This is a genomic window from Olsenella sp. Marseille-P4559, assembly GCF_900605015.1.
GTDB lineage: Bacteria > Actinomycetota > Coriobacteriia > Coriobacteriales > Atopobiaceae > Tractidigestivibacter.
Genome location: NZ_LR027573.1, coordinates 161,731 through 185,825, shown reverse-complemented (window position 1 = coordinate 185,825; position 24,095 = coordinate 161,731). Strand labels below are relative to the sequence as shown.

General features: G+C 62.5%; 18 protein-coding genes and 1 pseudogene. 15 read left to right on the top strand and 4 right to left on the bottom strand.

Annotated elements, in window-relative coordinates; all coding sequences use genetic code 11:
• Nucleotides 1–107: 107 nt before the first annotated feature.
• Complete coding sequence (locus E0E00_RS00835) at nt 108–1,448, top strand: glutamine synthetase family protein (protein WP_130810524.1); 1,341 nt, start codon at nt 108–110, stop codon at nt 1,446–1,448.
• A 236-nt stretch (nt 1,449–1,684) separates the two neighbouring features.
• On the opposite strand, the gene E0E00_RS00830 is transcribed toward E0E00_RS00835, so the two are convergent.
• Nucleotides 1,685–3,499, bottom strand: coding sequence for a glycoside hydrolase family 3 N-terminal domain-containing protein (locus E0E00_RS00830; RefSeq protein ID WP_207302595.1), 1,815 nt, complete (start codon nt 3,497–3,499; stop codon nt 1,685–1,687).
• A 727-nt stretch (nt 3,500–4,226) separates the two neighbouring features.
• Nucleotides 4,227–4,721 carry an IS1 family transposase gene (locus tag E0E00_RS00825; protein ID WP_130810522.1) on the bottom strand — a complete coding sequence of 165 codons (495 nt, stop codon included), beginning with the start codon at nt 4,719–4,721 and terminating at the stop codon, nt 4,227–4,229.
• A gap of 271 nt (nt 4,722–4,992) precedes the next feature.
• Between E0E00_RS00825 and E0E00_RS00820 the strand changes: the two genes are divergently transcribed.
• The 13 genes from E0E00_RS00820 (at nt 4,993) to E0E00_RS00765 (ending at nt 19,851) form a co-directional block, all read left to right on the top strand.
• Nucleotides 4,993–5,721, top strand: coding sequence for an ABC transporter substrate-binding protein (locus tag E0E00_RS00820; protein ID WP_371683358.1), 729 nt, complete (start codon nt 4,993–4,995; stop codon nt 5,719–5,721).
• 6 nt (nt 5,722–5,727) lie between these two features.
• Nucleotides 5,728–5,847: a transporter substrate-binding domain-containing protein gene (locus E0E00_RS15245; protein WP_371683373.1), complete on the top strand. Its 120-nt coding sequence runs from the start codon at nt 5,728–5,730 to the stop codon at nt 5,845–5,847.
• A 106-nt stretch (nt 5,848–5,953) separates the two neighbouring features.
• Nucleotides 5,954–6,805 (top strand): ABC transporter substrate-binding protein, encoded by an 852-nt coding sequence (locus tag E0E00_RS00815; protein ID WP_130810520.1) that lies wholly within the window; start codon nt 5,954–5,956, stop codon nt 6,803–6,805.
• Nucleotides 6,806–6,887: 82 nt separating this feature from the next.
• The gene (locus E0E00_RS00810; protein WP_242622148.1) at nt 6,888–8,393 is read left to right on the top strand and encodes an amino acid ABC transporter permease; all 1,506 of its coding nucleotides are present in this window, start codon (nt 6,888–6,890) and stop codon (nt 8,391–8,393) included.
• Complete coding sequence (locus E0E00_RS00805) at nt 8,383–9,249, top strand: amino acid ABC transporter ATP-binding protein (RefSeq protein WP_242622074.1); 867 nt, start codon at nt 8,383–8,385, stop codon at nt 9,247–9,249. Before E0E00_RS00810 ends, E0E00_RS00805 begins: the two co-directional genes overlap by 11 nt.
• A gap of 183 nt (nt 9,250–9,432) precedes the next feature.
• The gene (locus tag E0E00_RS00800; protein WP_130810516.1) at nt 9,433–10,107 is read left to right on the top strand and encodes a response regulator transcription factor; all 675 of its coding nucleotides are present in this window, start codon (nt 9,433–9,435) and stop codon (nt 10,105–10,107) included.
• 240 nt (nt 10,108–10,347) lie between these two features.
• The gene (locus tag E0E00_RS00795) at nt 10,348–11,895 is read left to right on the top strand and encodes a S1C family serine protease (RefSeq protein WP_242622073.1); all 1,548 of its coding nucleotides are present in this window, start codon (nt 10,348–10,350) and stop codon (nt 11,893–11,895) included.
• A gap of 135 nt (nt 11,896–12,030) precedes the next feature.
• Nucleotides 12,031–13,299, top strand: coding sequence for a DUF2130 domain-containing protein (locus E0E00_RS00790; RefSeq protein ID WP_130810514.1), 1,269 nt, complete (start codon nt 12,031–12,033; stop codon nt 13,297–13,299).
• Between the two features lie 537 nt (nt 13,300–13,836).
• Complete coding sequence (locus E0E00_RS00785; protein ID WP_130810512.1) at nt 13,837–14,175, top strand: metal-sensing transcriptional repressor; 339 nt, start codon at nt 13,837–13,839, stop codon at nt 14,173–14,175.
• Nucleotides 14,176–14,251: 76 nt separating this feature from the next.
• Nucleotides 14,252–16,882, top strand: coding sequence for a heavy metal translocating P-type ATPase (locus tag E0E00_RS00780; protein ID WP_130810510.1), 2,631 nt, complete (start codon nt 14,252–14,254; stop codon nt 16,880–16,882).
• A gap of 185 nt (nt 16,883–17,067) precedes the next feature.
• On the top strand, nt 17,068–17,949 hold the full coding sequence (locus tag E0E00_RS00775; protein ID WP_130810508.1) for an ROK family protein: 882 nt from the start codon (nt 17,068–17,070) through the stop codon (nt 17,947–17,949).
• 295 nt (nt 17,950–18,244) lie between these two features.
• Nucleotides 18,245–18,556 carry a helix-turn-helix transcriptional regulator gene (locus E0E00_RS00770; RefSeq protein WP_130810506.1) on the top strand — a complete coding sequence of 104 codons (312 nt, stop codon included), beginning with the start codon at nt 18,245–18,247 and terminating at the stop codon, nt 18,554–18,556.
• Nucleotides 18,553–19,851 (top strand): type II toxin-antitoxin system HipA family toxin, encoded by a 1,299-nt coding sequence (locus E0E00_RS00765; RefSeq protein ID WP_130810504.1) that lies wholly within the window; start codon nt 18,553–18,555, stop codon nt 19,849–19,851. Before E0E00_RS00770 ends, E0E00_RS00765 begins: the two co-directional genes overlap by 4 nt.
• Before the next feature lie 240 nt (nt 19,852–20,091).
• Here E0E00_RS00765 and E0E00_RS14830 read toward each other — a convergent pair whose 3' ends face one another.
• Together E0E00_RS14830 and E0E00_RS15240 are read right to left on the bottom strand one after the other, a co-directional pair.
• Entirely contained in the window at nt 20,092–20,772 is a 681-nt protein-coding gene (locus tag E0E00_RS14830; protein WP_242622072.1) for an ATP-binding protein, read from the bottom strand.
• Between the two features lie 124 nt (nt 20,773–20,896).
• Nucleotides 20,897–21,175: pseudogene (locus tag E0E00_RS15240) on the bottom strand (AAA family ATPase); the annotation flags it as partial.
• A 687-nt stretch (nt 21,176–21,862) separates the two neighbouring features.
• Here E0E00_RS15240 and ligA point away from each other — a divergent pair.
• Nucleotides 21,863–24,073, top strand: coding sequence for an NAD-dependent DNA ligase LigA (gene ligA, locus E0E00_RS00750; protein WP_130810502.1), 2,211 nt, complete (start codon nt 21,863–21,865; stop codon nt 24,071–24,073).
• Nucleotides 24,074–24,095: the final 22 nt, after the last annotated feature.

Here is a 24,095-nt window from a genome sequence, read left to right as displayed (position 1 = left end):
CATAATTCGATGCGGCTGGCCGGAGGTAACAGGCATGAAACACGCTTGTGGGAACGTTATCCCGACTAAGCGAACGTAGCAACGCCCGAACAATCGGGAGGAGACCCATGAGCACCGACAAGGACATCGATTTCGTTCTGCGTACCGTCGAGGAGCGTGACATCCGCTTTGTTCGCCTGTGGTTCACAGACGTGCTGGGCACGCTGAAGTCGTTCGCAATCTCGCCCGAGGAGCTTGAGGAGGCCTTCGAGGAGGGCATCGGCTTTGACGGCTCGTCGATTGACGGCTTTGCTCGTCTCGAGGAGTCGGACATGCTGGCATTCCCCGATGCGGAAACCTTTCAGCTTTTGCCTTGGCGTCCCACCGAGAGTGGCGTCGCGCGCGTGTTCTGCAACATCTGCACGCCCTCCCGCGAGCCTTTCGCTGGCGACTCGCGCGGTTGCCTCGAGCGCGTCTTCGAGCGTGCGGACCACGAGGGCTACGTCTTTAACGTAGGCCCCAAGATCGAGTACTTCTACTTCGACAACGATGTGGAGCCTGTGCCGCTGGACAAGGCCGGATACTTCGACCTCACGCCGACCGACGTTGCCAATGACCTGCGTCGCCAGACAACGCTCACGCTTGAGAAGATGTCTGTCCCCGTGCAGTACTCCTTCCACGGCGGCGGCCTATCTCAGAACGTCATCGAGCTGCGCTTCACCGAGGCCGTGAGTTGCGCCGACAACATAATGTCCTCTCGCTTAGCCATCAAGCAGGAGGCGGCTGCCGAGGGCCTCTTTGCGTCGTTTATGCCGAAGCCCCTCTCCGATGCGCCGGGCTCGGCTCTGTTCCTCTACATGTCGCTCTTCGACCATGACGGAGAGAACCTCTTCTGGGCGCCCAAGACCGAGCACCCCGCGCACCTCTCCGAGCTTGCGCAGCACTTCGTGGCTGGTCTTCTCCACTATGCGCCCGAGTTCACGCTGGTTACCAACCCCACGGTGAACTCCTACAAGCGCTTCATCACCTCCGGCGAGGTTCCCAACTACGCCACGTGGGGCCGCAAGAACCGCTCCGCGTTGGTGCGCGTGCCTACGCACAAGCCCGGCAAGCACGTTGCCACCCGCGTTGAGCTGCGCAGTCCCGACAACACGGCCAATCCCTACCTTGCGCTTGCCGTCACGCTGGCAGCGGGCCTCAAGGGCATTGAGGATGAGCTTCCGCTTCCGGAGGAGGCGACGGTCGATACCTTCTCGCGGAGTCAGCATGAACTTGCAGCCAAAGGCATCGAGCGCCTGCCGCGCACTCTGGGTGAGGCGGTCGAGCGTTTCGAGGAGTCCGACCTTATGCGTGAGACGCTGGGCGAGCATATCTTCAGCTACCTGGTAGAGAGCAAGCGCCGCGAATGGGGTGAGTTCTGCACCACCGTCACCGACTGGGAGCGCGTGCACTACTACGGTGGGGTGTAGCCGAGAGAGCGTTTCTTGTGGGACTGAAGGCGCACTCCGGAGACTCGGCGGGCGCCTTTCTCATTGAGGGGCTTGGGCGGACGCCGCGGCGATTGCGATTGTGCGGACCATGCGGAGAGTGGCCTCGACCTTCTGCAAGAAGGAGCTGGTCCCGGTGGTGCCGAGACCAGCTCCTTGTCGTTTATAGAGGCGGCATTCCTTCACTCCTGCTGGGCTGCCACCTCACCGAGCGTGAATCAGGCGGCCTTGCGCTCGCCGTACCTGCGCCAGGCGACATACCCCAGAGCCGCAAGGCCTGCGGCGGCCGCAATGTCGATACCGACCATGACCTTGAGCCAGTCGGCGACTTCGCCTGAGGGGTCCGTCTCGTAGCGCCAGCTGTTCACCGCCGTGAACAGGATGTTGTGCGCTGTGCGGCGCATCTGGATCACGGAGGTGGCGCTGAAGTCGGTCACGTAGTTCGTGGTTTCCGTCGTTGCCAGCATGATGTCGGTGCCGCCGCGGATGACCTGGTCCGCATTCTGATAGCTATAGTTCGTGCCGGAGAAGTAGTCGGTCTCCACCATGCCCTGGAAGCCCCATTCATCGCGCAGGACACTCTGATTGAGGTTCAAGCTGGCACTCGAATAGGTATTGCCGATGTAGTTGAACGAGCCCATGATGGCCGCGCCTGTCGGGCCGTCCTTCACGACCGTCTCGAAGGGCTTGAGGTAGAGCTCCCTGGTGGACTGTTCGTTCGCCCATGTGCAGAGCTGGCTGTTGCGCTGGGTCTCCTGCTCGTTCGGCGCGAAGTGCTTCGTGAAGGCATAGACGCCCCTCTCCTTTGCCCCCTGGGCCTGCTGGGAGGCAAGCGTGCCGGTAAGGACGGGATCCTCGGAGAAGTACTCGAAGTTCCTGCCGCCGAATGCGGAGCGGTGTAGGTTGATCGAGGGCGCATGCCAGTCGGTCACGTGCATGTCGTGGGCCATGTCGCCGATCGTCTCGCCATACTTGAGAGCCAGCTCTTTGTTCCAGGTGCAGGCGAGGGCGACGTTCGAGGGAAGGCCAATGGAGCTCACACCGGAGAAGTTGTCCTTGAGGGCTGCCGGGCCATCGACATCGGACAGGCGTATCTTTCCAATCGATCCAACCGCTGCGTTTTGATAGCCGCCATTGGCAATGAGGATGTTCATCTCGTCGACGGTGAGCTCGTCGAGAAGCTCGTCCCACTTCGGGTCGTCGTAGTCGAGACCGCGAAGGTCATAGAGGCGAAGGCCGTTGTTCGCGCCCGTCGTGGGCATGACATCAGAAGGATCGTCGAACTGCTTCGGGTCATAGTTACCGTTGTTGTAGTACGTGGCCTTGTACTCGTCGAACATGCTGTAGTTCGTTGGAGCCGCGCGAGCCGTTGCGGCATTCGCGAAGCCGTCTGCCCTCGAGAGATATCCGAGCCCGCCGTTGACATCGTCGAATTCGTTCGTTGCTGCGACCAAGTCGCCGTTGTGCGCGTTGGCGTCCGTGTTGTACACGATGGTCTCGGGTACGTCGACTGTCTGCTCGGAGATGACGGTGTGGGAATCGGAGTTGATGGAGATGGTGTAGCTGCCCGCCTCGAGTACATAGGCCTTGGCATTCTTGTCATCATACGATGCGAGGTCATCGTCATCGAAGCTGATGGGTATCGTCTGGCTCTCGCCCGGTGTGAGGAGCTTCGTCTTCTCGTAGGCAATGAGGTTGGCGCTTGCCTTCTCGATGCCACCGTTCGTGTAGGGCGGGTTGCCGTAGACCCCCACGACATCCTTGCCCGCAGCAGAGCCGGTATTGGTGACTGTCACGGTGAAGCTTACGGTGCCATCCGTATACTGGATAGGGCTCATCTCCTGCGTGAAGGTCGTATAGGAGAGGCCATAGCCGAAGGGGTATTGCACGCTTGCGTCGTAGTCGACAAGGCCCTCGTCTGCGGCCATCTCCCAGAAGCGGTAGCCGACATAGATGCCCTCGGTGTAGTTCACGAAGCGCGGAGAGCTGACACCGCGGGCGGAGTCGATCTGGAATTCCTTGCACATTGTCATATGGGAAATCGCCGAAGTTGTTCCAGGACGGAGCCGTCGTGAGGTCGTAGACGAACGTGTCGGACGCCTTGCCGGAAGGGTTCACCTTGCCGGAGAGCACGTTGCCGAGAGACTCGAAGCCTGCCTGCCTGGGATGGGGTGCCCACACGACGCCCTTGATCTGGGAATACTCATCTCGCCGTTAGACCACGACTGACCTGGCGCCCCTGTCCTCCCAGTAGTCCCAGAAGGACTGCTCCATCTCGACGAGGGCGCGTCTCGTATGGACGTACCTCCCCCCGCGAGCTGGCCGGAGAGCATATCCCCCCTGTCGCGTCCCGAATGCCTCGCCTGCTCGAGCCACAGGAAGCAGGCGAGATAGTGCCCCAGCCACTTCGTCGACGCCCCATGGAAGGGGAGCAGGAACTCCCTGGGCCTCTGGCGCATCGCGTTGGCGAGCCCGAGCTCGCCGTGCGTGGCTTCCTTCGCAACGGTCGCCACGTGCCCGGAGACCCCGAGCGCAGGGAGCACGCGCGCATATCCCGCATGGTCGTCCGTGGCGACCCATGGGCTGCCGGCGACGCCGGCAAGGGCGTCCCTCGGCTCCGCATCGCTCGGGCGCCCCCTGCCGCAGAGCACGGCACATTCGTCTCCGAGGCCGTTCGCGGCGCACTCCACGCAGGCCTTCTCGCCCGATACGCCGCGGGAACGCACGGCGTGGCCGTGCGCGTGGGCCCCCTCGGCATCTTCAGATCGGGCCTCCCCCTGTTGCCCGCGAGCGACTCGTCGAGGTGGGTGCCGCCCGCCTGGCACGATGCGGCGGGGCCATCCCCGAAGGGCTGGAGCGCCGACCCCATCGCCCCGGAGGGCCCCATGCGCATGAACCAGGACGTCCTGAGGCAGACGTGGCAGGCAGAGGCGAGCACCCGAGCGTCATCCCCGCGAGCGCGCCCTCCGCATACGCGGCCCACGTGGCCGCGGAGAGCCTCGACATGGCCAGCACCGATCCCGTCCTCGCCGAGAAGGTCCTGCCGCACGAGCGGCACTTCCATCTCTGGAGCCCGTGGGAGTCGCGCCCCTTGCGGAAGGAGTCCGAAGACCCGCATCCCGGGCACCTCTCCGGAGACCCTGCGAGCGCGGACCCCGCCATCTCCCCGGCCATGAGGGCCTTCAGCCTCTCCAGGAGCTCGCGCTCCTCCGCTATCCCCAGCCTCTGCGGGCGCTGCAGCATCATGGAATCCATCCGGGCCTCCGTCCTGCGATGTCTTTGTTTGGCGGCATGCATCGCAGGCGGGGGCCCGGACAACATTGGGCCCTTCTCAGGTCAATCGTGGTCTAACAGCGAGATGGATATGCATAAATATCTGCAAAAACAAGCGGATGCTCTTTGTCAATCTTGTTAAGAAAGCACCGAGACCAACCGTTCGCGGAGCCGTTGGGTCAAACTACTTCACCAACGGAGGGGTGGTATCAAGGCCGTAATGTTCCCCTCACGTCAGAGAGAAGAGCACCTCATGAAGCAGCTCGCATCACTACTCACGCGCCGCGATTTTCTCGCGTGCGCCATCGCTGCCATGGGCACGACGGCACTTGCTGGATGTGGCTCTGCCTCGTCCTCGACGGGCTCGTCCACCAGCACCGCAACAACTTCAGCATCGCAGGACACCTACACGCTGGTGAAGGACGGACAGCTCACTATCGCGTCCGACCTCGCCAACCCGCCGCTTGACTACACCGACACCTCAGCCAACGAGCCCGCAGGCTTTGAGGTCGAGCTCATGCAGGCCATTGGCGAGAAGCTCGGCCTTACGAGCGTGTACCTCTCGCCCGTGAAGTTTGACACCATCATCCCCACCATCAAGCAGGGCGGTACGGCCGACGTGGGCGTTTCCAATTTCACGATCACCGACGAGCGCAAGGAAGAGATTGACTTCACCGACCCCTACCTCGACTCCAATCAGGGCCTCGTGACCACGAAGGCCGCCACCAAGACCACGCAGGACGATCTTGACTCCACAGACGCCAAGGTGGCCGTGCAAGCCGGTACCACCGGCGAGTCCTGGGTCCAGGAGAACCTCCCCAACGCCACCTGCGTCTCGCTCGACGACCCCGTCGTGGCGCTCACGGGCGTCCAGTCCGGCCTCTACGACGCGGCCGTGGCCGACCTCCCCGTGGTGAAGTACCTCGTGAACAACTCCTTCACGGACTGCCAGGTCTCCATCGAGATTCCTACGGGCGAGTAGTACGGCATTGTTGTTTCCAAGGACAACCCCGCGCTCACGAGCGCAATCAACGACGCCTTGGCACAGCTCGACCAGGATGGCACGCTGAAGGACCTCAAGACCAAATGGTTTGGCACAGACCTGTAACGGTCCATGAACGGTCCGTGACCACGTCTTGTAACGTCGCACAGCAACAATGGGAGCACAAGCACTGCCCGTCACGGGACGGGAGGGACTGGGAGAAGGGAACACCATGAAGAATTCCATGAGCAGGCGTCAGTTCATCCTCGCCGCGGGTGCCCTTGCGGGCAGCGCGGCGCTCGCAGGCTGCGGCGAAAGCTCCACCAGCTCCTCCAGCAGCCAGGGCACAAGCTCGAGCGCCTCGTCCTCCTCGAGCGATGACTCCTATGCGCTTGTGAAGGACGGCACCCTGACCGTCGTGGCCGAGCTGGGTTTTGCACCGTTCGAGTACATGGACGACAAGACCGGCGACCCCGAGGGCTTCGACGTCGACGTCATCAACGCCGTTGCTGAGAGGATGGGCCTCGCGTGCGAGTACCTGCCCAACCAGAAGTTCGACACCCTCGTGCCTCTCATCAAGCAGGGCGGCAAGGCCGACGTTGCGGTGGCCGCCATCACGATCACCGACGAGCGCCTGCAGTCCGTCGACTTCTCCGAGCCCTACCTCGACTCCAACCAGGCCATCGTTGCCCTGAAGGGCTCCACCGAGACCGAAGAGACCCTGAACGATGCCTCCAAGCAGGTCGTGTGCCAGGGCGGTACCACCGGTAACGACTGGATCCAAGAGAACCTTCCCAACGCCACACGCGTCCCCGTCGACGACGTCACGGCCGCTCTCACCGGTGTCCAAACCGGCCTCTACAGTGCGATGGTCGTTGACCTGCCTGTTGCTAAGTACATGCTCACCAACTCCTTCTCCGACCTCGATATCATCGAGGAGATTGCCACGGGCGAGCAGTATGGCATCGCGGTATCGAAGGACAACCCCAACCTTAGGAAGGCCATCAACAAGGCACTCGAGGAAATGAAGGGCGATGGCACAATGGACTCCATCGAGACCAAGTGGTTTGGCTCGACCATCTAGCAGGTATCATCGAGGCACGAAATCAATGGCGGGGCCACATGGCCCCGCTTTCCACTCAGGAGCAAAGATTACCTTGGCACACATGCATGAGAACGTATTGACGGGAGGGGAGGACCTACGCTCCTCGGAGGTCTGCTACGGCTGCGTTACCAGGCGCGTGCCCGCACTCGCCCTTGCGCTTGCAGCTGCGTTCGCCCTCGTCTTCACGCTTGCAGCACTGCCGACGAGCGCGCTGGCCATGACCACCAACAAGGCCACGGCTCGCCCCAACGAGGATGGCGGCACGGGCGTCATTGGTGCGATGGACACCCGTCTTACCTGGGAGGGGACCGTTGGCGATGGCGAGGAGGTCTCCTCAATCACGCTGAGCCTTCCCGACGGCGCGACCTTCGACCATGCCTCCACCCGCGTCACGGTGCTCGACGGCCTCAACCGCACGAGCATCGATGGCGCCGCGACCTCGTCAGGCAACTCGATGAGCGTGCAGTTCTCGGAGAGCATCCCCGCTGGCTCGCTTGTGCGCCTTGAGATCACGGACATGCAGTTCCCCGCTGACGGCGGTGACTATGTTGTCTCGGGTAGCTATACCACCGCAGACGGCCAGTCGCGCACGCTTGATGATTCCGCTGCCATTATGGTGATTGCAAACACGCCGCTCCAGGCGGCTGTAAGCTGGCTTGACGCCCAGCCTTGGGTTGCTGCCTGGAACTCCAACCCGTTCCTCGGCATGTTCTTCAAGCCCCAGCTGCTCCTGACCTCGTTTGCGTCGCTCTTCCCAGGCTGGCTCGTCTGCCTGGGCATCGTGCTTGCGTGCTATCCCTTCGCCATTGTGCTCGGCCTGGCCTTCGCCATGCTCAAGACGAGCCGTTACAAGGCGCTGCGCGCCATCGCTATCTGCTACATCAACATTCTTCGCGGCACTCCGCTCTTCCTGCAGATCTACATCATGTTCTTCGGCCTGCCCATGGTGGGCATCAACATCGACAACAACGTCCTCGGCATCGTCGTGATGGCTGTGAACTCGTCTGCCTACCTGGCCGAGATCTTCCGTGCGGGCATCCAGTCCATCCCCCAGGGCCAGTACGAAGCCGCGGCCTCCCTGGGCATGAATGGCTTCCAGACCATGACCTCGGTCATCTTGCCGCAGACCGTGCGCCGTGTGATTCCCACGGTGACCAGCGACTTCATCACGTCCTACAAGGACACCTCGCTCCTCTCCTCGGTGGGCGTCATGGAACTCATGATGTTCTCGAAGAATCTCACCACCACCACCGGCAACATCACCCCTTACATGGCCGCAGCCATCTACTACCTCATCGTGACGCTGCCGCTCATCAAGGTCGTAGGCATCATCGAGAACAACATCGCCCGCTCCGAGCGCGGCGGTGGCCCAAGGCCCAAGCATCACACCGTGACCAGCGCATCCCGGGAGTCTTCCGCGGCCGAGCAGGACCCCGCGTCTTCCGCTGAGGCCTCCCACGCCGCGCCGCTCAAGGCGGCCCCTGCGGCCGACGTCCTCGCGGCCCTCTCGGCGCCGTTTGTCTCACATCCCACCGTCGACCTCGGAGGTGTCGCAGATGGCGAGTAAGCACCATCACAAGCGCGAGGACATGCCCGTCGTTCCTGATGCCCTTTCCGCAGAGGAGGCGGCGCGTCTCGCCCTTGCCGCCGACCAGGGTCTGACCAAGCACCGCTTCACCGAGGGCGAGCACCCCACCGTGCGCATCGAGCACCTCAACAAGTCCTTCGACGAGACCAAGGTCCTGCGTGACGTTAACTTGGACGTGTGGCCGGGAGAGGTCGTCGTGGTCCTAGGGCCGTCCGGCTCCGGCAAGTCGACCATGCTTCGCTGCATCAACCTGCTCGAGACGCCTACAGCCGGCCACATCCTGATTGAGGACCAAGAGATTACAGGGCAGAGCAAGACCGATGCCAACAAGCTGCGTCGTGAGGTTGGCATGGTGTTCCAGTCGTTTAACCTCTTCCCGCACCTCACAGCCAAGCAGAACGTGATGATTGGCCAGACCAAGGTCTTGAAGCGCTCGAAGGAAGAGGCCGAGGCCGAGGCCATGAAGCAGCTCACGGCCGTTGGCCTTGCCGACCGTGCGGACTTCAAGCCGCCCCAGCTCTCCGGTGGCCAGCAGCAGCGCGTGGCCATCGCCCGCGCCGTTGCCATGCACCCCAACGTGCTGCTCTTCGACGAGCCCACGAGCGCCCTCGATCCCGAGCTGGTCCGCGGCGTCCTCGACGTCATCCGCGATTTGGCTGGGAACTCGGGTATGACCATGATCGTGGTCACCCACGAGATGGACTTCGCCCGTGAGGTCGCCGACCGCGTGGTCTTCATGGAGGATGGTGTGGTAGTCGAGCAGGGTGTGCCCGAGAAGGTCTTCGACCACCCCGAGAACGCGCGTACGGCCGAGTTCCTGGGGTCCATCGGCTAGTCCGCAGCTTGCGGCAACGAGGCGCCATGCCGGCGGCTGCCGGGCATGGCGTTTCGTCTACCTGCACGTTGTTTTGGATTTTCTCGGGCTAGCGCAGCCATGAGTACGTCTGTGCTACTCTGGTTGATGGATTTTATGCGAGACAAGCTGCAATAGCTATGGCACAACCGGCAGGGGGCTAGCGTGCATCACAAGAACATCCTGCTCATATCTGGTACCACACGTCTGCACGATCGCATGCGCGAACTCTCTCATGCAATCGACGTTTCCATCGCCCTTGCGAACGAGGAGACCTTCTCGCAGGCCGTCTCTTCCGGGCATGAGTTTGATCTTGTCATCCTCGATGCTGATGGCATGTCCCAAGATACGCTGGGCGCCGTGGATTCATTTGTTGCCGACAACGGCTTCATCCCAATGCTTCTGGTGCAAGATCCTGACAAGCTTGCCACCATGCGCATGCCCACACAGGGCAAGAACGATTTCATCCTCTCCACGGCTGGCGTCGATGAGCTTGAGGTGCGCTGCTCGCTTCTGCTGTGGCCAGGTGAGGAGAGTGCGCCGGCAGACATCGTGACCGTCGACAACATGACCATTAATCTGGCCACGTATCAGGTCTACATTGACGAGAAGCCCGTTGACCTCACGCTCATGGAGTACTCGCTCCTCTCGTTTTTGGCCACGCACCCGTCGCGTGCGTACTCGCGCGAGACGCTGCTTCACCGCGTGTGGGGCTTTGAGTACTGTGGCGGCACCCGCACGGTCGACGTTCACATCCGTCGCGTGCGCTCCAAGGTTGGTCCGCAGGTCGCTGCCCACATCGTAACCATCCGTGGCGTAGGCTATCTTTTCCGTGTGTAGGCGTTGCCCGCGTGAACCGTATCACTGACTGGTCGCCGGGGCTGCCAAAGGGCAGCTCCTTTTATGCACTGGGGCGAGAAGGACGTGGATTGTGCCCTGGGTTTCAGGAACACAAAAGCCTTGTCACGCGGACGTGGGGATGCGGTGCCGGATGTGGTCCCTCTCGCGTATCGGGGTACATTCACAGACGTACATAGGACGGCCCGCCAGGCCGCCACAGACGAAGGGTGGGACGTTTCCATGGCAGACTTTTCCGCGGGCGAACCCGACGAGGGCATGACGGGCGTGGGCTCGGACCCTCAGCAGAATCAGGGCTCCCAGCCCACACAGGCACGGCCGACGCAGGCCCATGACTACGCGAATTACGGCGGCGGGGGTGCGGCCTATCCTCCAAGCGCTGCCGATGGAAGTGGCGGTAAGCCGGGCAACGACAAGAAGGGCGGCCTGGGCAAGCCCATCGTCGCCGGTGCCCTCTCTGGCGTCGTGGCAGCGCTTGCACTCGTGCTGGCGCTGACCCTTGCCGGCACCTTTGACAAGTCCCCCTCGACCGGCACCAGCCCCTCCTTGGGCAGCTCTACCTCGAGCAGCAGCACCATCAGCATCACGTCGAGCGACACCTCGGCATCGACAGCCGAGGCCGTGGCCGCCAAGGCCATGCCCTCCGTGGCCTCGGTGAACGTCACCTATGACGACGGCTCAGGCCTTGGCTCTGGCGTCATTCTCGACGCCGACGGCAACATCATCACGAACTACCACGTAATCGATGGTGCCACCTCAATCAGCGTGACGATAGGCGGCAAGAGCTACGAGGCCAGCGTTGTTGGCTCCGATTCCTCTTCCGACCTTGCCGTTATCAAGGCAGACCTTAACGGCGACTCCGTGACGCCCATCGAGATAGGCGATTCCTCCAAGCTTAACGTGGGCTCTTGGGTCATGACCATCGGCAGCCCCTTTGGCCTCGACCAGTCCGTCTCCGAGGGCATCGTCTCCGCCCTGTACCGCAACGAGCTCCTGCAGTCCAGCTCGGGCGATACCATCTACACCAACCTCATCCAGGTTGATGCAGCCATCAACCCCGGCAACTCCGGCGGCGCGCTCGTGAACGACCAGGGCCAGCTTGTGGGCATCAGCACGCTTTACTCGTCCAGTACCGAGTCCTTCGCGGGCATTGGCTTTGCCATCCCGGGCAACTACGCCGTCGAGATCGCTAACGAGATCATCAACGACGGGAAGGTCACGCACGCCTACGTTGGCCTCTCGATGCAGACCGTGAACGCCCAGAACGCACGCTCTAACGGCCTGTCCGTGAACCAGGGCGCCTACGTGGCCGAGGTTGTCTCAGGCGGTCCCGCCGACCAGGCTGGCATCGAACGGGGCGACATCATCGTTGCCATGGACGGCGAAGAGATCACCTCCGCAGACGGCATGGTCCTCGCGGTTCGCTCGCATGACATTGGCGATACCGTCACCGTGACGGTTGTGCGTGGCACCGAGACCAAGGACGTCACCGTGACGCTGGGCTCCGACGAGGTGCTGCAGGCAGAGCGCGAACAGCAGGATTCCACCTCGACGAATGGCACCACCGACAACAGCCATGGTCTTAACGGCAACGGTATCGGCACCAACGGCACCACGACGCAGGACGAGCTCGAGCAGTGGATCGAGGAGCGCCTGCAGCAGCGCCAGGACTCCACCGGCTCCTATGCCACCGGCGCCGGGGCCAACTATATGGCGGACGGCGCAGATGGTGACGCAACGGTCGTCTCAGCTGGCGGCTGGGTAGCATAGCCTGCCAGGAACGATCCAAGGCATTTGGCAAGCGCGGCGGGGTCCTGTGGCTCCCGCCGCGTCTTTCCGTTGCGCCTATTTGTGTCGCGCGAGGCGTGTAACCTTTACTCAGGAGTATCGCCAAGAGGAGGTCCCATGGCTGAGGTAAAGTGCCCTAACTGCGGAAAGGTCTTCCAGGTAGACGAGGCGGGCTACGCGCAGATCCTGCAACAGGTCCGCGATGCCGAGTTCAAGCGTCAGCTTGACGAGCAGCGCGCCCTTCTGGAGCAGCGCGAGGCTGCTTCGGTGGAGGCGGTGCGCGCCAAGGCCGAGGGGGACCTGCGTGCCCAGCTTGCCGAGAGGGACGCCTCGATAGCTCGCCTCACCGAGCAGCTTCGCTCTCAGGAGGCGCAGGCCAAGGGTGCGCAGGAGCTTGCTGTGACCCGTGCCACCGCCGAACGTGACAAGCACCTGGTGGAGCTGCAGTCCCGGGTTCAGGAGGTCTCGGCCAAGAAGGATCAAGAGATCGCCGTTCTCAACCAGCGACTGGTCGAGCAGGAGAAGTACAAGGACCAGGAGATCCGCGACCGCGAAGACGAGATCGAGCGCATCAAGAACCAGCGCTCGCGCCTTTCGGTCAAGCTCATCGGCGAGACTCTCGAGCAGCACTGCGAGTCCGAGTTCAACAAGGTGCGCATGATGGCCTTCCCGCGCGCGGAGTTCCACAAGGACAACGATGTGGTCGATGGCAGCAAGGGCGACTACGTCTTTAGGGAGTGCGACGAGTCCGGTACCGAGATTGTCTCGATAATGTTTGATATGAAGAACGAGGACGACAGCTCCGTCAACCGCAAACGTAACGAGGACCACCTTGCCAAGCTCGACCGCGACCGCCGTAACAAGCACTGCGAGTATGCGGTTCTCGTCTCCACGCTCGAGCCCGAGAGCGAGCTGTACAATGCGGGCATCGTGGACGTCTCGTATCGCTATCCCAAGATGTACGTGGTACGGCCGCAGTTCTTCCTGCCCATCATTAGCCTGCTGAGAAACGCGGGCCTGAATGCCGTCTCCGCTCGGCGCGAGCTTGCCGAGGTGCGGCAGCAGAACCTCGACGTCACCAACTTCGAGGAGAAGCTCGAGAAGTTCAAGCAGGGCTTTGGGCGTAACTACGAGCAGGCCTCCAAGCGCTTTGGCGAGGCAATCGAGCAGATTGACCGCTCCATTGCGTCACTCCAGAAGGTGAAGGAGAGTCTCACCAAGTCCGAGAACCAGCTTCGTCTGGCCAATAACAAAGCCGAGGACCTCACCATTAGGCGCTTGACTCGCGGGAACAAGACCATGAAGGCTGCCTTCGAGCAGGCCGCGCAGGTGCGTGCGGATAAGGGGGATTCCGACAACGCCGTCGAGCCGGATTCGGTGGAGTAGCGGGTGGGTGCCTGGGTGTCGTTGAGGGCAGCTATGCCGTGCCGTGCGTACGCACGAGTACGTCTTTCTGCCGAGAGGATGTTCCAGGATTCCTGATGAGGCAAGAAGAGGCTGTTATGCGTACGCATACGTAAGACCTTCCGCCAAATAGGTGGCTCAAGAGGCCTTTTGTGGCAGAGAAGTTCCGTCGTGCGTACGCACAACCCCGAAGTGCTGCCATGGCCTTCTCGCCCAACTGGGGAAACGCGACTGGGACGCCAGAAACCCTTGGTGGTGCGTACGCACAATCCAGGCCTTTTGCCAGGGGGGAGCCCCCAAGACCCTACCTTGGCAACAAAAGCCCATCCTGCGTACGCCAAGCGCACCCTCCCGCCGCGCCCCTCTCAAACCCGTCACGGATCAGGCGGCTTGCTGCCAACCCCTCCACAATCCACCGCCGTCATGGTTGGTTCATACCCATGAGGGGTATATTGTACGCAGTGATAGATGCCCATGAGGGGTATGTGCGACGGACTCTAGCAAGGAGGGGAGTCTCAAATGGAACCATCAGATGCCCGGGTAGAGCTATCTGCCGTCCAGGACGCCAAAGAGTGCTGCCGCAAGAAGCAGACGCCACGCTCCGAGGAGCTCAAACACGACGTCACCTGCCGCATCAACCGAGCCATCGGGCAGCTCAACGGCATCAAGGCGATGGTGGAGGAGGACCGCTACTGCGGTGACGTCCTGACCCAGCTCGCCGCCGTCGAGTCGGCGGTGAGGGCCGTAAGTCGCGAGGTCATGCAGGACCACCTTGAGACTTGTGTGGTCGAGCGCATTCGGGCGGGCGACACCGAGGTTGTCGACGAGGTCATGCGCCTCTTCAAGAAGTTCATGTGAGTCCTGTCCGCAGGCAGGGCCAGACCACAGCAACTCCCTGCTCCCAGGGACGCAACAGCGAAGGGAAGCAAGCACGATGAAGCAAACGTTCGACATTACGGGCATGACCTGCGCGGCCTGCTCGGCGAGGGTTGGCAAGGCCGCATCAGGCGTGCCCGGCGTGAGCGACGCCAACGTCAACCTTCTCAAGAACTCGATGGAGCTCGACTACGACGGCGACCCAAAGACGGCAGCTGCGGTTGTCTCTGCAATCGAGGATGCGGGCTATGGCGCGTCTCCGCGCCAAGCAGTTGGCAACGCCTCCAGGAGCGCGTCTTTCGTCGACCCTCGGGAGGGCGCCCAGAAGGCCATCGACGCAAAGCAGAGGCAGCTCATCTGGTCCATCGTCTTTGGCGTGCCCCTCTTCTACCTGGCCATGGGTCCCATGCTCGGCTGGCCTGAGGTTCCGGGGCTCGACGGCATGCAGGGCATGATGGCATCCGCGGTGACGCAGCTGCTTCTTGCCACCTGCGTGCTCTTTGTCAACCGCGGCTACTTTGTCATGGGCTTCAAGACCCTGGCGCACCTCTCGCCCAACATGGATTCGCTCATCGCCATTGGCTCTGCCGCAAGCTATGCCTACAGCCTGGTTGGCGTCTACCAGATGGCGCTGGCGCTTGGCGCCATGGACCTCGAAACCGCGCACTACGCCATGATGCACTCGCTGTACTTTGACTCGGCCGGCACCATCCTCGTGCTCATCACGCTGGGCAAGTACTTCGAGGCCCGTGCCAAGGGCAAGACGACCTCGGCGATCAGTGCGCTCATGGACCTCGCGCCCAAGACGGCCCGCGTTCGCCGCGGCGGCGAGGAGGTCGAGGTACCCACCGACGAGGTGCGCGTAGGCGACATCGTGGTGGTGCGCGCCGGCGAGTCCGTGCCGGTCGACGGCGTCATCCGTGAGGGCTCGGCCTCGATTGACGAGTCTGCCATCACCGGCGAGCCGGTACCTGCCGAGAAGGGCGTGGGAGGCCGCGTGACCGGCGCTACCGTGAGCCAGCGCGGCTGGTTTGCCATGGAGGCCACGGCCGTGGGCGATGACACGGCACTTGCGAGCATCATCCGCCTCGTGGACGAGGCCACGGGCTCCAAGGCGCCCATCGAGCGTCAGGCTGACAAGATCGCGGGCGTCTTTGTTCCCGTGGTCATGGCAATAGCAGCCGTCACCTTCCTGGGATGGATTGCCATCTTCGCCCCCGCGGACTTCGCGACGGCGTTCAACCATGCCGTCTCCGTCCTGGTCATCTCCTGCCCCTGCGCTCTGGGCCTTGCCACGCCCACGGCAATTATGGTGGGCACGGAGCGCGGTGCCAAGGTGGGTATCCTCATCAAGAGCGCCGAGGCGCTGGAGGGCGCGTGCGACCTCGATACCGTGGTGCTCGACAAGACCGGCACCATCACCGAGGGCAAGCCCCGCGTGACCGACGTCCGCCTGGCTGCAGGGGTGGGCGAGAGGGAGCTGGCGCGCGTTGCCGCAGCGCTCGAGCGCAAGAGCGAGCATCCGCTGGCACAGGCCGTCTGCGACTACGTGGACGAGTCGAATGCAGGTGCCGACAAGGGCGTGGACGCAACGGGCTTCCAGCAGGTCGCGGGTGGTGGCGTGCGCGCGACAGTCGACGGGTCCCCCGCAATCGCAGGCAACGCCCGCCTCATGGCCTCGGCTGGCGTGGACGTCTCGGCGCTCGCGCCGCAGGCGGACGAACTTGCGGCGCAGGCAAAGACGCCGCTCTACTTTGCTCGTGATGGTCGCGTGTTGGGCCTTCTCGGCGTTGCCGACGTCGTGAAGCCAACCTCGGCCTCTGCCGTGGCGCGCCTGCGTCGCATGGGCGTACGCACCGTCATGCTCACGGGCGACCAGGCAAAGACCGCCGAGGCCGTGGCGCGCCAAGTGGGTGTCGACGAGGTCGTGGCCGGTGTGCTGCCCAGCCAGAAGGAGCAGAAGGTTCGCGAGCTCCAGGGCGAGGGCCGCAAGGTGGCCATGGTGGGCGACGGCATCAACGATGCCCCCGCGCTTGCCAGGGCGGACGTGGGCATCGCCATTGGCGCTGGTACCGATGTGGCCATCAGCTCGGCAGACGTGGTGCTCATGCACTCCGACCCGGCTGACGTGGCAACCGCCATCGAGCTCTCCCATGCCACCATGCGAGACATTCGCCAGAACCTGTTTTGGGCGCTGTTCTACAACGCGATCTGCATCCCTGTGGCCATGGGCGTGCTCTCGCCTCTGGGCGTGACGCTCAACCCCATGGTGGGGGCGGCCGCAATGGGCTTCTCGTCCGTGTTTGTGGTCTCTAACGCGCTCAGGCTCTTTGCCTGGAAGCCCAGCCGGGCAAGCGAGGGGGATGTCGCGTCCGCCAACGACAAGGCAATTCCGGCTACCGTGGTGTACGATGCCGCGAATACGGCCGAGGCCAGTAACGTAGCCGCCACAGATGCGGCTAACAGCGAGAGGAGCAATGCTATGGAGAAGAAGCTTAACGTTGAGGGCATGATGTGCGAGCACTGTGTCGCCCATGTGACCAAGGCCCTCGAGGGGGTTCCGGGCGTGAGCTCGGTCAAGGTCTCGCTCAAGGGCAAGGACGCTGTTGTCGAGGCAGACCCCACCGTGACGGACGACGCGCTTGTCGCAGCCGTGAAGGACGCTGGCTACGAGGCCTCCGTCGCCTAGGGCGAAGGTCTCGCCTGCGAGGGCCCTGGTTTTCTCGCTCGAGGCGTTCCTCGCCTAGAAGTACATGCCGTTCAAGGGTCTCGCTGGCATTGTGCCGCGAGGCCCTTATTCTTGTAGACTAGATATGTCTAATTTGGCTGGCGCTTGGTGCTGCGCCTTGCCACGGGACGAACGGGGGAGCACTTATGGCAAGAATCGGCGCGCTCGAGGCGGGTGGAACCAAGATGATCCTCTCTGTGGGGACGCCAGACGGCAAGGTGACCGAGCACGAGGAGATTCCCACCGGAGGTCCCCATGACTGCGTTGGCCGCATGGTCGAGTGGTTTGGCTCCCACAATGTTGATGCCCTTGGCATTGGCGCGTTTGGCCCCACCGGCGTGAACCCATCGCTTCCCAGCTACGGCAAGATCCTCGATACCCCCAAGACCGCATGGTGCCACTTCGACCTCCTGAGCGCCTTCGAGTCCCTGGGCATTCCCATTGGGTATGACACGGACGTCAACGCTGCGTGCCTGGGCGAGGTCACGTATGGCTCGTGCAAGGGGCTCGACACGGTAGTCTACCTTACGATTGGCACCGGCATCGGTGCAGGCGTGATGGTGGGAGGCCGACTCTTGCACGGCATGCTCCACCCCGAGGCAGGCCACATCCTGCTTGAGGTCCAGCCTGGTGATGAGGGCAACTGCGTGTGCCCGTATCATGACCGCTGCCTTGAGGGCTTGGCCGCCGGCCCCTCCATCGAGCACCGCTGGGGCAAGAAGGGCTTCGAGCTGGCAGGTCGCCCGGAGGTATGGGAGCTTGAGAGCACCTACCTTGCCGAGGGCATCTCGACCTACGTGCTGTGCTACTCTCCGCAGCGCATCGTGCTCGGCGGTGGCGTCATGAAGCAGACACAGCTCTTCCCGCTGGTGCGCAAGAAGGTCCTCGAAAATCTGAACGGCTACCTCGTGACGCCGGAGCTTGCGGACATCGACTCTTACATCGTGGAGGCCGGCTGCAGGGGCGACCAGGGCGTCCTCGGCTGCATCGAGCTGGGACGCCGTGCGCTGGAGGCCGCCCGCGGGTAGGTTGCTGGCGCGCGTGGCGTAGGGTGTTCTCAGCCGTGACGCAGGAGCCCGGGCAGGCTGACACGGAAGAGGCCAGAAGCCCAAATCTTCTGACGCTCACCATACATTCGCAGGCCAGAGGATGTTTCCTCTGGCCTGCTCCCTTTTGGCGACAGTTCACGTTTGTGAGGCATGATCTCTGGAGGAATTCGCGGCTTCCGATGTGGAGATTGAAATCTCTATACGATAATATTCGCAAAATAATGCGATACGCGATATATTGCGAATAGTAAGATATTGCGAAGGGCGGAGAGCTATGAATGACAGGGTCACGAACAGCGCACTGGCGGGCAGCATTGTCAGAAGGGTCCGCGAGGACAAGGGCCTCTCGCGAGCGAAGCTTGCCACGGAGGCGGGCGTGAGCGCACGAAGCCTGTACTCGTTTGAGATGGGGGAGTCCGAGAATCTGGGCTTGGGACACTTCCTTAGGATTCTCGACTGTCTCGGGCTCTCGATGTTTATAGGCGAGTCGGATGGCGCTGACGCGAATCATGGCTCGTATGCCGTGCCTGGTTGGAACGACCTCGGCAATCAGTGGCGACTCGATGAGAGGGGGGACACGAGATGAGGGCCAACAGGCAGGCGGTCTTCGTTGGTGGTAACAGGTGCGGGGTCCTGACCGAGGACTCACATGGCTCCATCTCGTTTGCTTACGACCGTGGCTACGACGGAGTCCCGCTGTCTCTATCCATGCCCGTTGGCCTCGCGCGATATGGCAATCGGGTTGTCCGTCCTTTCCTGCAGGGACTTCTCCCCGACGAGGCCTCCACGCGCGCGTCCATCGGAGCGAGGTATGGTGTCTCGGGCGAGAACCCGTTCCGCCTTCTGGGTGTCGTGGGCATGGAGTGTCCTGGAGCTGTGCAGGTTCTGGAGGAGAATGCCGAACCGCCAGCCACGGATGACACGGACGGGTTGGTCGCGCTTACGGATGCCGAGATTGAAGCGAGGCTCCGAGAAGTGAAAGCTGACATGTCCTCCGTTTGGACAGACGTTGACAGTTCGCTGGGACACTGGTCGCTCGGAGGGTGCCAATCGAAGTTTGCCCTCAGGGAGAGGGAAGGAAAGTGGTATGCGTGCTCCGGATCTGCTGCCACTACTCACATCCTCAAGCCGGGAGTTGCAGGTTACGAGGGCCAGGCACTTGTCGAGTACCTATCGATGCGCGTGGCGCGAACAATCGGCTTGCCTGTCGCGGACGTGGAGTACCGTCGCTTCGGGAGCGAGCATGCGATAGTCATCGGACGATACGACAGGGTCACTATGCCTGACGGCACCGTGAGGCGAATCCACCAGGAGGACCTCTGCCAGGCGCTCGGCGTTCCACCTCAGACGAAGTATGCCGAGCAGGGCGGCCCAACGACATCAGACATACTCCGCCTGATGCGAATGACCGGCTCGAACGCGCGCGAGAACGCGTACCGATTCATCTTGTATCTCTTCTTCAACTACCTGATTGGCGCTACCGACGCGCATGCAAAGAACCACTCGCTGCTCCACATCGCTCCCGGAGACATGAGGCTCGCGCCGCTCTACGACGTCGCGACCATTGCGGCCTACGAAAGCCTTGCCCCGCGCAAAAGGAAGCCACTGCGAGCAGCCCTCTCAATTGGAGGAGAGAATCGCTTCGGGATGGTCGGACGCGAGCAGGTTGAAAAGATGGTCCGCGACGGCAACCTCGACGAGCTTGGTATTGGTGCCGGCCTCCTCTGCGAGAGGTTCGAGCTTATGGTAGGCATGCTCCCGGGGGCAATCGCGCGAGAAGCAGATGCCGTGGAGAGCGTGGAGCCCGCCTTCCGGCCCCTGGGCCAGAAGATCGTGAACGAGGTCAGCGCCAACTGCCGAAGATCAATCGAGAGACTGTGAGCCGGCGCTTCCCTGACACGGAAGAGGTCACAAGTTCAAATCTTGTAACGCCCACCACGAAATCGCAGGCCAGAGGCCATGTCCTCTGGCCTGTTTTCTTTTGGACCGCATTTGGACCACGTTCCTGGCAATCAGTCTTCGGAAAAGTCCGTCCCCGATTGTCGCTGAACCACCCACTACGCAATAGTGAAAATATACGGTTTTGCGTAATGGCGGAAGGTTGCCACCATTGCCGTGCGCCTACCCAAGCAGCCATCGGGCGATGTCGACGATGCGTATCCCCTCGTAGCCGTACTCGGAGTGCCTCGTCCTCGCGATGATCATCTTGGGATAGGCGTCATGTATCTGCAGGAGCGGCTCGCATTCCCTCCTGAAGGTCCTCTCGTTCGAGAGGTCGTCGCTCACCTGGATGTAGACCTTCTCGCCCTGCCTCAGCGCAACGAAGTCGACCTCCTTCTTGTATAGGGTGCCCGTGTAGACCTCATAACCGCGACGCAAGAGCTCGATGGCCACGATATTCTCGTAGACGTGGCCCCAGTCCATGTTCTTGGTGCCACGCTTCGCGTACCTGAACGACTGGTCGACGAGGTAGTGCTTGTCGCCTGATGCGAGGTAGCGCTTCCCCCTGATGTCGTAGCGCCGTACGCGGTAGAAGGCGTAGGAGTTGCAGAGGTAGCCGAGGTAGGCACCAATCGTCTTGTCGGAAACCTTCAGGCCGTTCGTCGCGAGTGCCTTGGCGATGTTTCGTATCGAGGTAACGTTCCCGACGTTGTCCATCATGAAGTCGCAGAGCCTCTCGAGTTGCTGCACGTTGCGGATGCGATACTTCTGTCGTATGTCGCGTAGGACGAGCGTATCGAACACGTCTGCCACGTATTTGTATCGGTTGGCTTCGGACGTGTAGGGGTACGAGCCGGCCATGCCCCCCTTCGCGCACGTAGCGGTCGAAAGCTTCGTCAACATCCGTGAGCTCGTAGTATTCGCGAAATTCGGCGAGGGAGAAGGGAAACACCTCCAACTCGAAGGTGCGTCCCGTGAACAGCGTGGCTAGGTCGCTCGAGAGCAGGAAAGCGTTCGATCCCGTGATGTAGATGTCATAGCGCCCCGAGGCGTGGAGGCTGTTGATGCATTTCTCGAATCCCTCGCACATCTGCACCTCGTCGATGAAGACGATGTTCTCGGCGTCGGGACGGTATTGCGACTCGATGTATTCATTGAGCGCGTGATATTCGAGGAGCCCCTCGAACTCAATCAGGTTGAAGTTGACTTGGATGATGTTTGCACTTGGGATGGTCTCGCCGGCGCAATGAGCCAAGGCCTCCATGAGCTTCGACTTGCCGCTGCGACGCACGCCCGTGATTACCTTGATGTCTGGGGTGCCCACGACATTCCGGAGCCTGTCTAGGTATGCCGTGCGTTGTATTAGCTTCATAGATGCGCTCCTATTACGCAAAACAAAAATTAGTCAATATCGCGAAATAGTATACGCCCCGTAGTGCTATGCGACAGGTGCTGCTGTAGCTGGGCGGTGGGCGAGGCCTGACAATTCGGAACGATGGAGTGGGGGCGCGTGCGCGGTTCCCTCTGGCAGCGATGGTAGGCTTGAGATCGCACGACGAGCGAAAGGAATCTCTGACGCGGAAGACCGGAAGTTCAAATCTTCTAACCCCCACCACAAGCTCGCAGGCCAGAGGCTATGTCCTCTGGCTCTCTTTCTATTGGTGTATGCGAAGGCGTACGCGGAGCGTGTAACTCATTTCCGAGCCTGTAGACAAGCAAACGGTACACATTCGTTGCCCGAATCTGTACCGACCTGCGCGGGATACACATTCGGGTCCGAATGTGTATCGGCCACGGGACTCATGCCGCCCTCGGTGGCCGCTCTCGCCTAGCCAGGTGCGATTCGAACGTTCTGCAATCCCCGGCGACGTCCCAAAAGCCGTGGCCCCAAATTCCGTCTCGCGTTTGCGCTACCCTTTCGTAGTGGCTTCCGGGTACGAGAGGAGAAAGCATGGCTGAGAAGACCAGCGAGAACGACGTAGACGTGCCGAGAACGCAAGGCTCGCCCTTCGGCGATGTCGATGCTGATGTCAGCGCAAGCGCTCCGGCTCCCGCGCGCACGCCGCGTGCCCGCGCGGCCGAGCTCAATCGCATCCTCAGCCACGCCGCCTACGCCTACTACGCGCTTGACGCGCCGGAGATGACAGACGCCCAGTTCGACCGCCATCTCCAGGAGCTGCTCGCCCTCGAGAGGGCCCACCCCGAGCTGGTCACGCCCAACTCTTACACCCAGCGCGTGGGTGGCTATGTCTCGGAGCAGTTCGAGCCCGTGCGCCACGCCAGCCGCATGTACTCCATCGACGATGCCATGAACCTGGACGAGCTGGACGAGTGGCTCGCCCGTACCGACGAGGCGCTGGGATCCACGCCTGAGAACCCCGTCGCCTACACCTGCGAGCTCAAGATTGACGGCCTGGGCGTGGCACTCACCTATACGGACGCCCAGCTTGTGCGCGCGGCAACCCGCGGTGACGGCACCGTGGGCGAGAATGTCACGGCAAACGTCCTCACCGTCCACGACGTGCCCCGTGCCCTTGCGTCCGAGGGCCTCTCTCGCGTGGCAGGCGCCGGCCTCGGGCGCTCGATCGAGGTCCGTGGCGAGGTCTACATGCCCAAGCGCTCGTTCGCCCGTCTCAACGAGGCTGCCGACGCTGCTGGCCGTGAGCCCTTTGCCAACCCGAGGAACGCCGCCGCCGGCAGCCTTCGCCAGAAAGACCCCAAGATCACGGCCCACCGCGACCTCGAAACCTTCATCTACGCCGTGGCAGACGAGTCGCCCCTCTCGGTGACAAGCCAATGGGAGTTCCTGCATTGGCTCTCTAGCTGTGGCTTCCATGTGAACCCCAACGCGCGCCGCTGCACCTGCGCGGCCGAGGTGCACGACTTCTGCGCCACGGCGCTGGCGCACCGGGAGGACCTCGACTACGACATTGACGGCGTCGTGGTGAAGGTTGACTCTTTCGCGAGTCAGGCGGCGCTGGGCTTTACCGCCCGCGCGCCGCGCTGGTCCATCGCGTTCAAGTTCCCGCCGGAGGAAAGGCGCACGGTGCTGCGTGACATCCGCATCCAGGTGGGGCGCACCGGCGTGCTCACGCCCGTTGCCGAGTTTGACCCCGTGAGCGTGGCCGGCTCCACCATCGCGCGTGCCACGCTCCACAACATCGACGAGATCCGCCGCAAGAACGTGCGTGTGGGAGACACGATTGTGGTGCACAAGGCTGGTGACGTGATTCCCGAGGTCGTGGGGCCCGTGCTCGAGCTTCGCCCCGCAGGCTCCCAGGAGTTCCAGATGCCCACGCACTGTCCCAGCTGCGGGAGCCCCGTGGTGCGCGAGGAGGGCGAGGTGGCGTATCGCTGCGTCTCCATCGACTGCCCGGCCCAGGCCGTCGAGCGCCTCATCCACTGGGGCAGCCGCAACGCCATGGACATCGATGGCCTGGGAGACGAGCTGGTAGGGCGCCTTGTGGAGCAGGGCACACTTACCGATGTCGCAGACTACTACGACAAGCTCACCGTTGACGCGCTGGCGGCAACCCCCACCGGCCGCGCCTATGAGACGAGCAACAAGGGCCACACGGAGGGCGAGGACATTCTTGTCGGCCGCACCATCGCCGAGAAGGTCATGGCACAGGTGGACGAGTCTCGCTCTCGCGGCCTTGCGCGCGTCCTCTTTGGTCTGGGCATCCGCCACGTGGGCGCAAACGTCGCCGGGCTTCTCGCGCGTCACTTTGGCTCGCTCCAGGCGCTCATGGCGGCGGGCGAGGGCGAGATTGCGGCTATCGACGGCATTGGTCCAAAGATCGCAGCCTCCGTGCGCGAGTTCTTCTCGGTGTCGGAAAACTCCGCTGTGCTCGAGCGTCTGCGAGAGGCGGGGGTGGTCCTGGAAGAGCGGGTCACGGCACCCGAGCGCCCGCAGACGCTTGCGGGTCTTACCTTCGTGCTCACGGGGACGCTTGAGAACTACACCCGCGACGAAGCGGGAGCCCAGCTCAAGGCCATGGGCGCCAAGGTGTCGGGCTCGGTCTCCAAGCGCACGAGTTTCGTTGTGGCGGGCGCCTCCGCCGGCTCGAAGCTCACAAAGGCCCAGTCACTCGGCGTGCCGGTGCTTGACGAGGCGGCGCTTGCGCACGTCCTCATGACTGGCGAGGCGCCACAGGCGTAGCGCGTCGGCCTTTGCGTCACCG

Bases quoted from the DNA above. Each gene is read 5' to 3' on its own strand.
- E0E00_RS00825 (WP_130810522.1), bottom strand. From the start codon at position 4,721: ATGGATTCCATGATGCTGCAGCGCCCGCAGAGGCTGGGGATAGCGGAG.
- E0E00_RS00815 (WP_130810520.1), top strand. From the start codon at position 5,954: ATGAAGAATTCCATGAGCAGGCGTCAGTTCATCCTCGCCGCGGGTGCC.
- E0E00_RS00780 (WP_130810510.1), top strand. From the start codon at position 14,252: ATGAAGCAAACGTTCGACATTACGGGCATGACCTGCGCGGCCTGCTCG.
- E0E00_RS00805 (WP_242622074.1), top strand. From the start codon at position 8,383: ATGGCGAGTAAGCACCATCACAAGCGCGAGGACATGCCCGTCGTTCCT.
- E0E00_RS14830 (WP_242622072.1), bottom strand. From the start codon at position 20,772: ATGGCCGGCTCGTACCCCTACACGTCCGAAGCCAACCGATACAAATAC.
- E0E00_RS00810 (WP_242622148.1), top strand. From the start codon at position 6,888: ATGCATGAGAACGTATTGACGGGAGGGGAGGACCTACGCTCCTCGGAG.
- E0E00_RS00785 (WP_130810512.1), top strand. From the start codon at position 13,837: ATGGAACCATCAGATGCCCGGGTAGAGCTATCTGCCGTCCAGGACGCC.
- E0E00_RS00835 (WP_130810524.1), top strand. From the start codon at position 108: ATGAGCACCGACAAGGACATCGATTTCGTTCTGCGTACCGTCGAGGAG.
- E0E00_RS00770 (WP_130810506.1), top strand. From the start codon at position 18,245: ATGAATGACAGGGTCACGAACAGCGCACTGGCGGGCAGCATTGTCAGA.
- E0E00_RS00830 (WP_207302595.1), bottom strand. From the start codon at position 3,499: ATGACAATGTGCAAGGAATTCCAGATCGACTCCGCCCGCGGTGTCAGC.
- E0E00_RS00765 (WP_130810504.1), top strand. From the start codon at position 18,553: ATGAGGGCCAACAGGCAGGCGGTCTTCGTTGGTGGTAACAGGTGCGGG.
- E0E00_RS00775 (WP_130810508.1), top strand. From the start codon at position 17,068: ATGGCAAGAATCGGCGCGCTCGAGGCGGGTGGAACCAAGATGATCCTC.
- E0E00_RS00795 (WP_242622073.1), top strand. From the start codon at position 10,348: ATGGCAGACTTTTCCGCGGGCGAACCCGACGAGGGCATGACGGGCGTG.
- ligA (WP_130810502.1), top strand. From the start codon at position 21,863: ATGGCTGAGAAGACCAGCGAGAACGACGTAGACGTGCCGAGAACGCAA.
- E0E00_RS00790 (WP_130810514.1), top strand. From the start codon at position 12,031: ATGGCTGAGGTAAAGTGCCCTAACTGCGGAAAGGTCTTCCAGGTAGAC.
- E0E00_RS00820 (WP_371683358.1), top strand. From the start codon at position 4,993: ATGAAGCAGCTCGCATCACTACTCACGCGCCGCGATTTTCTCGCGTGC.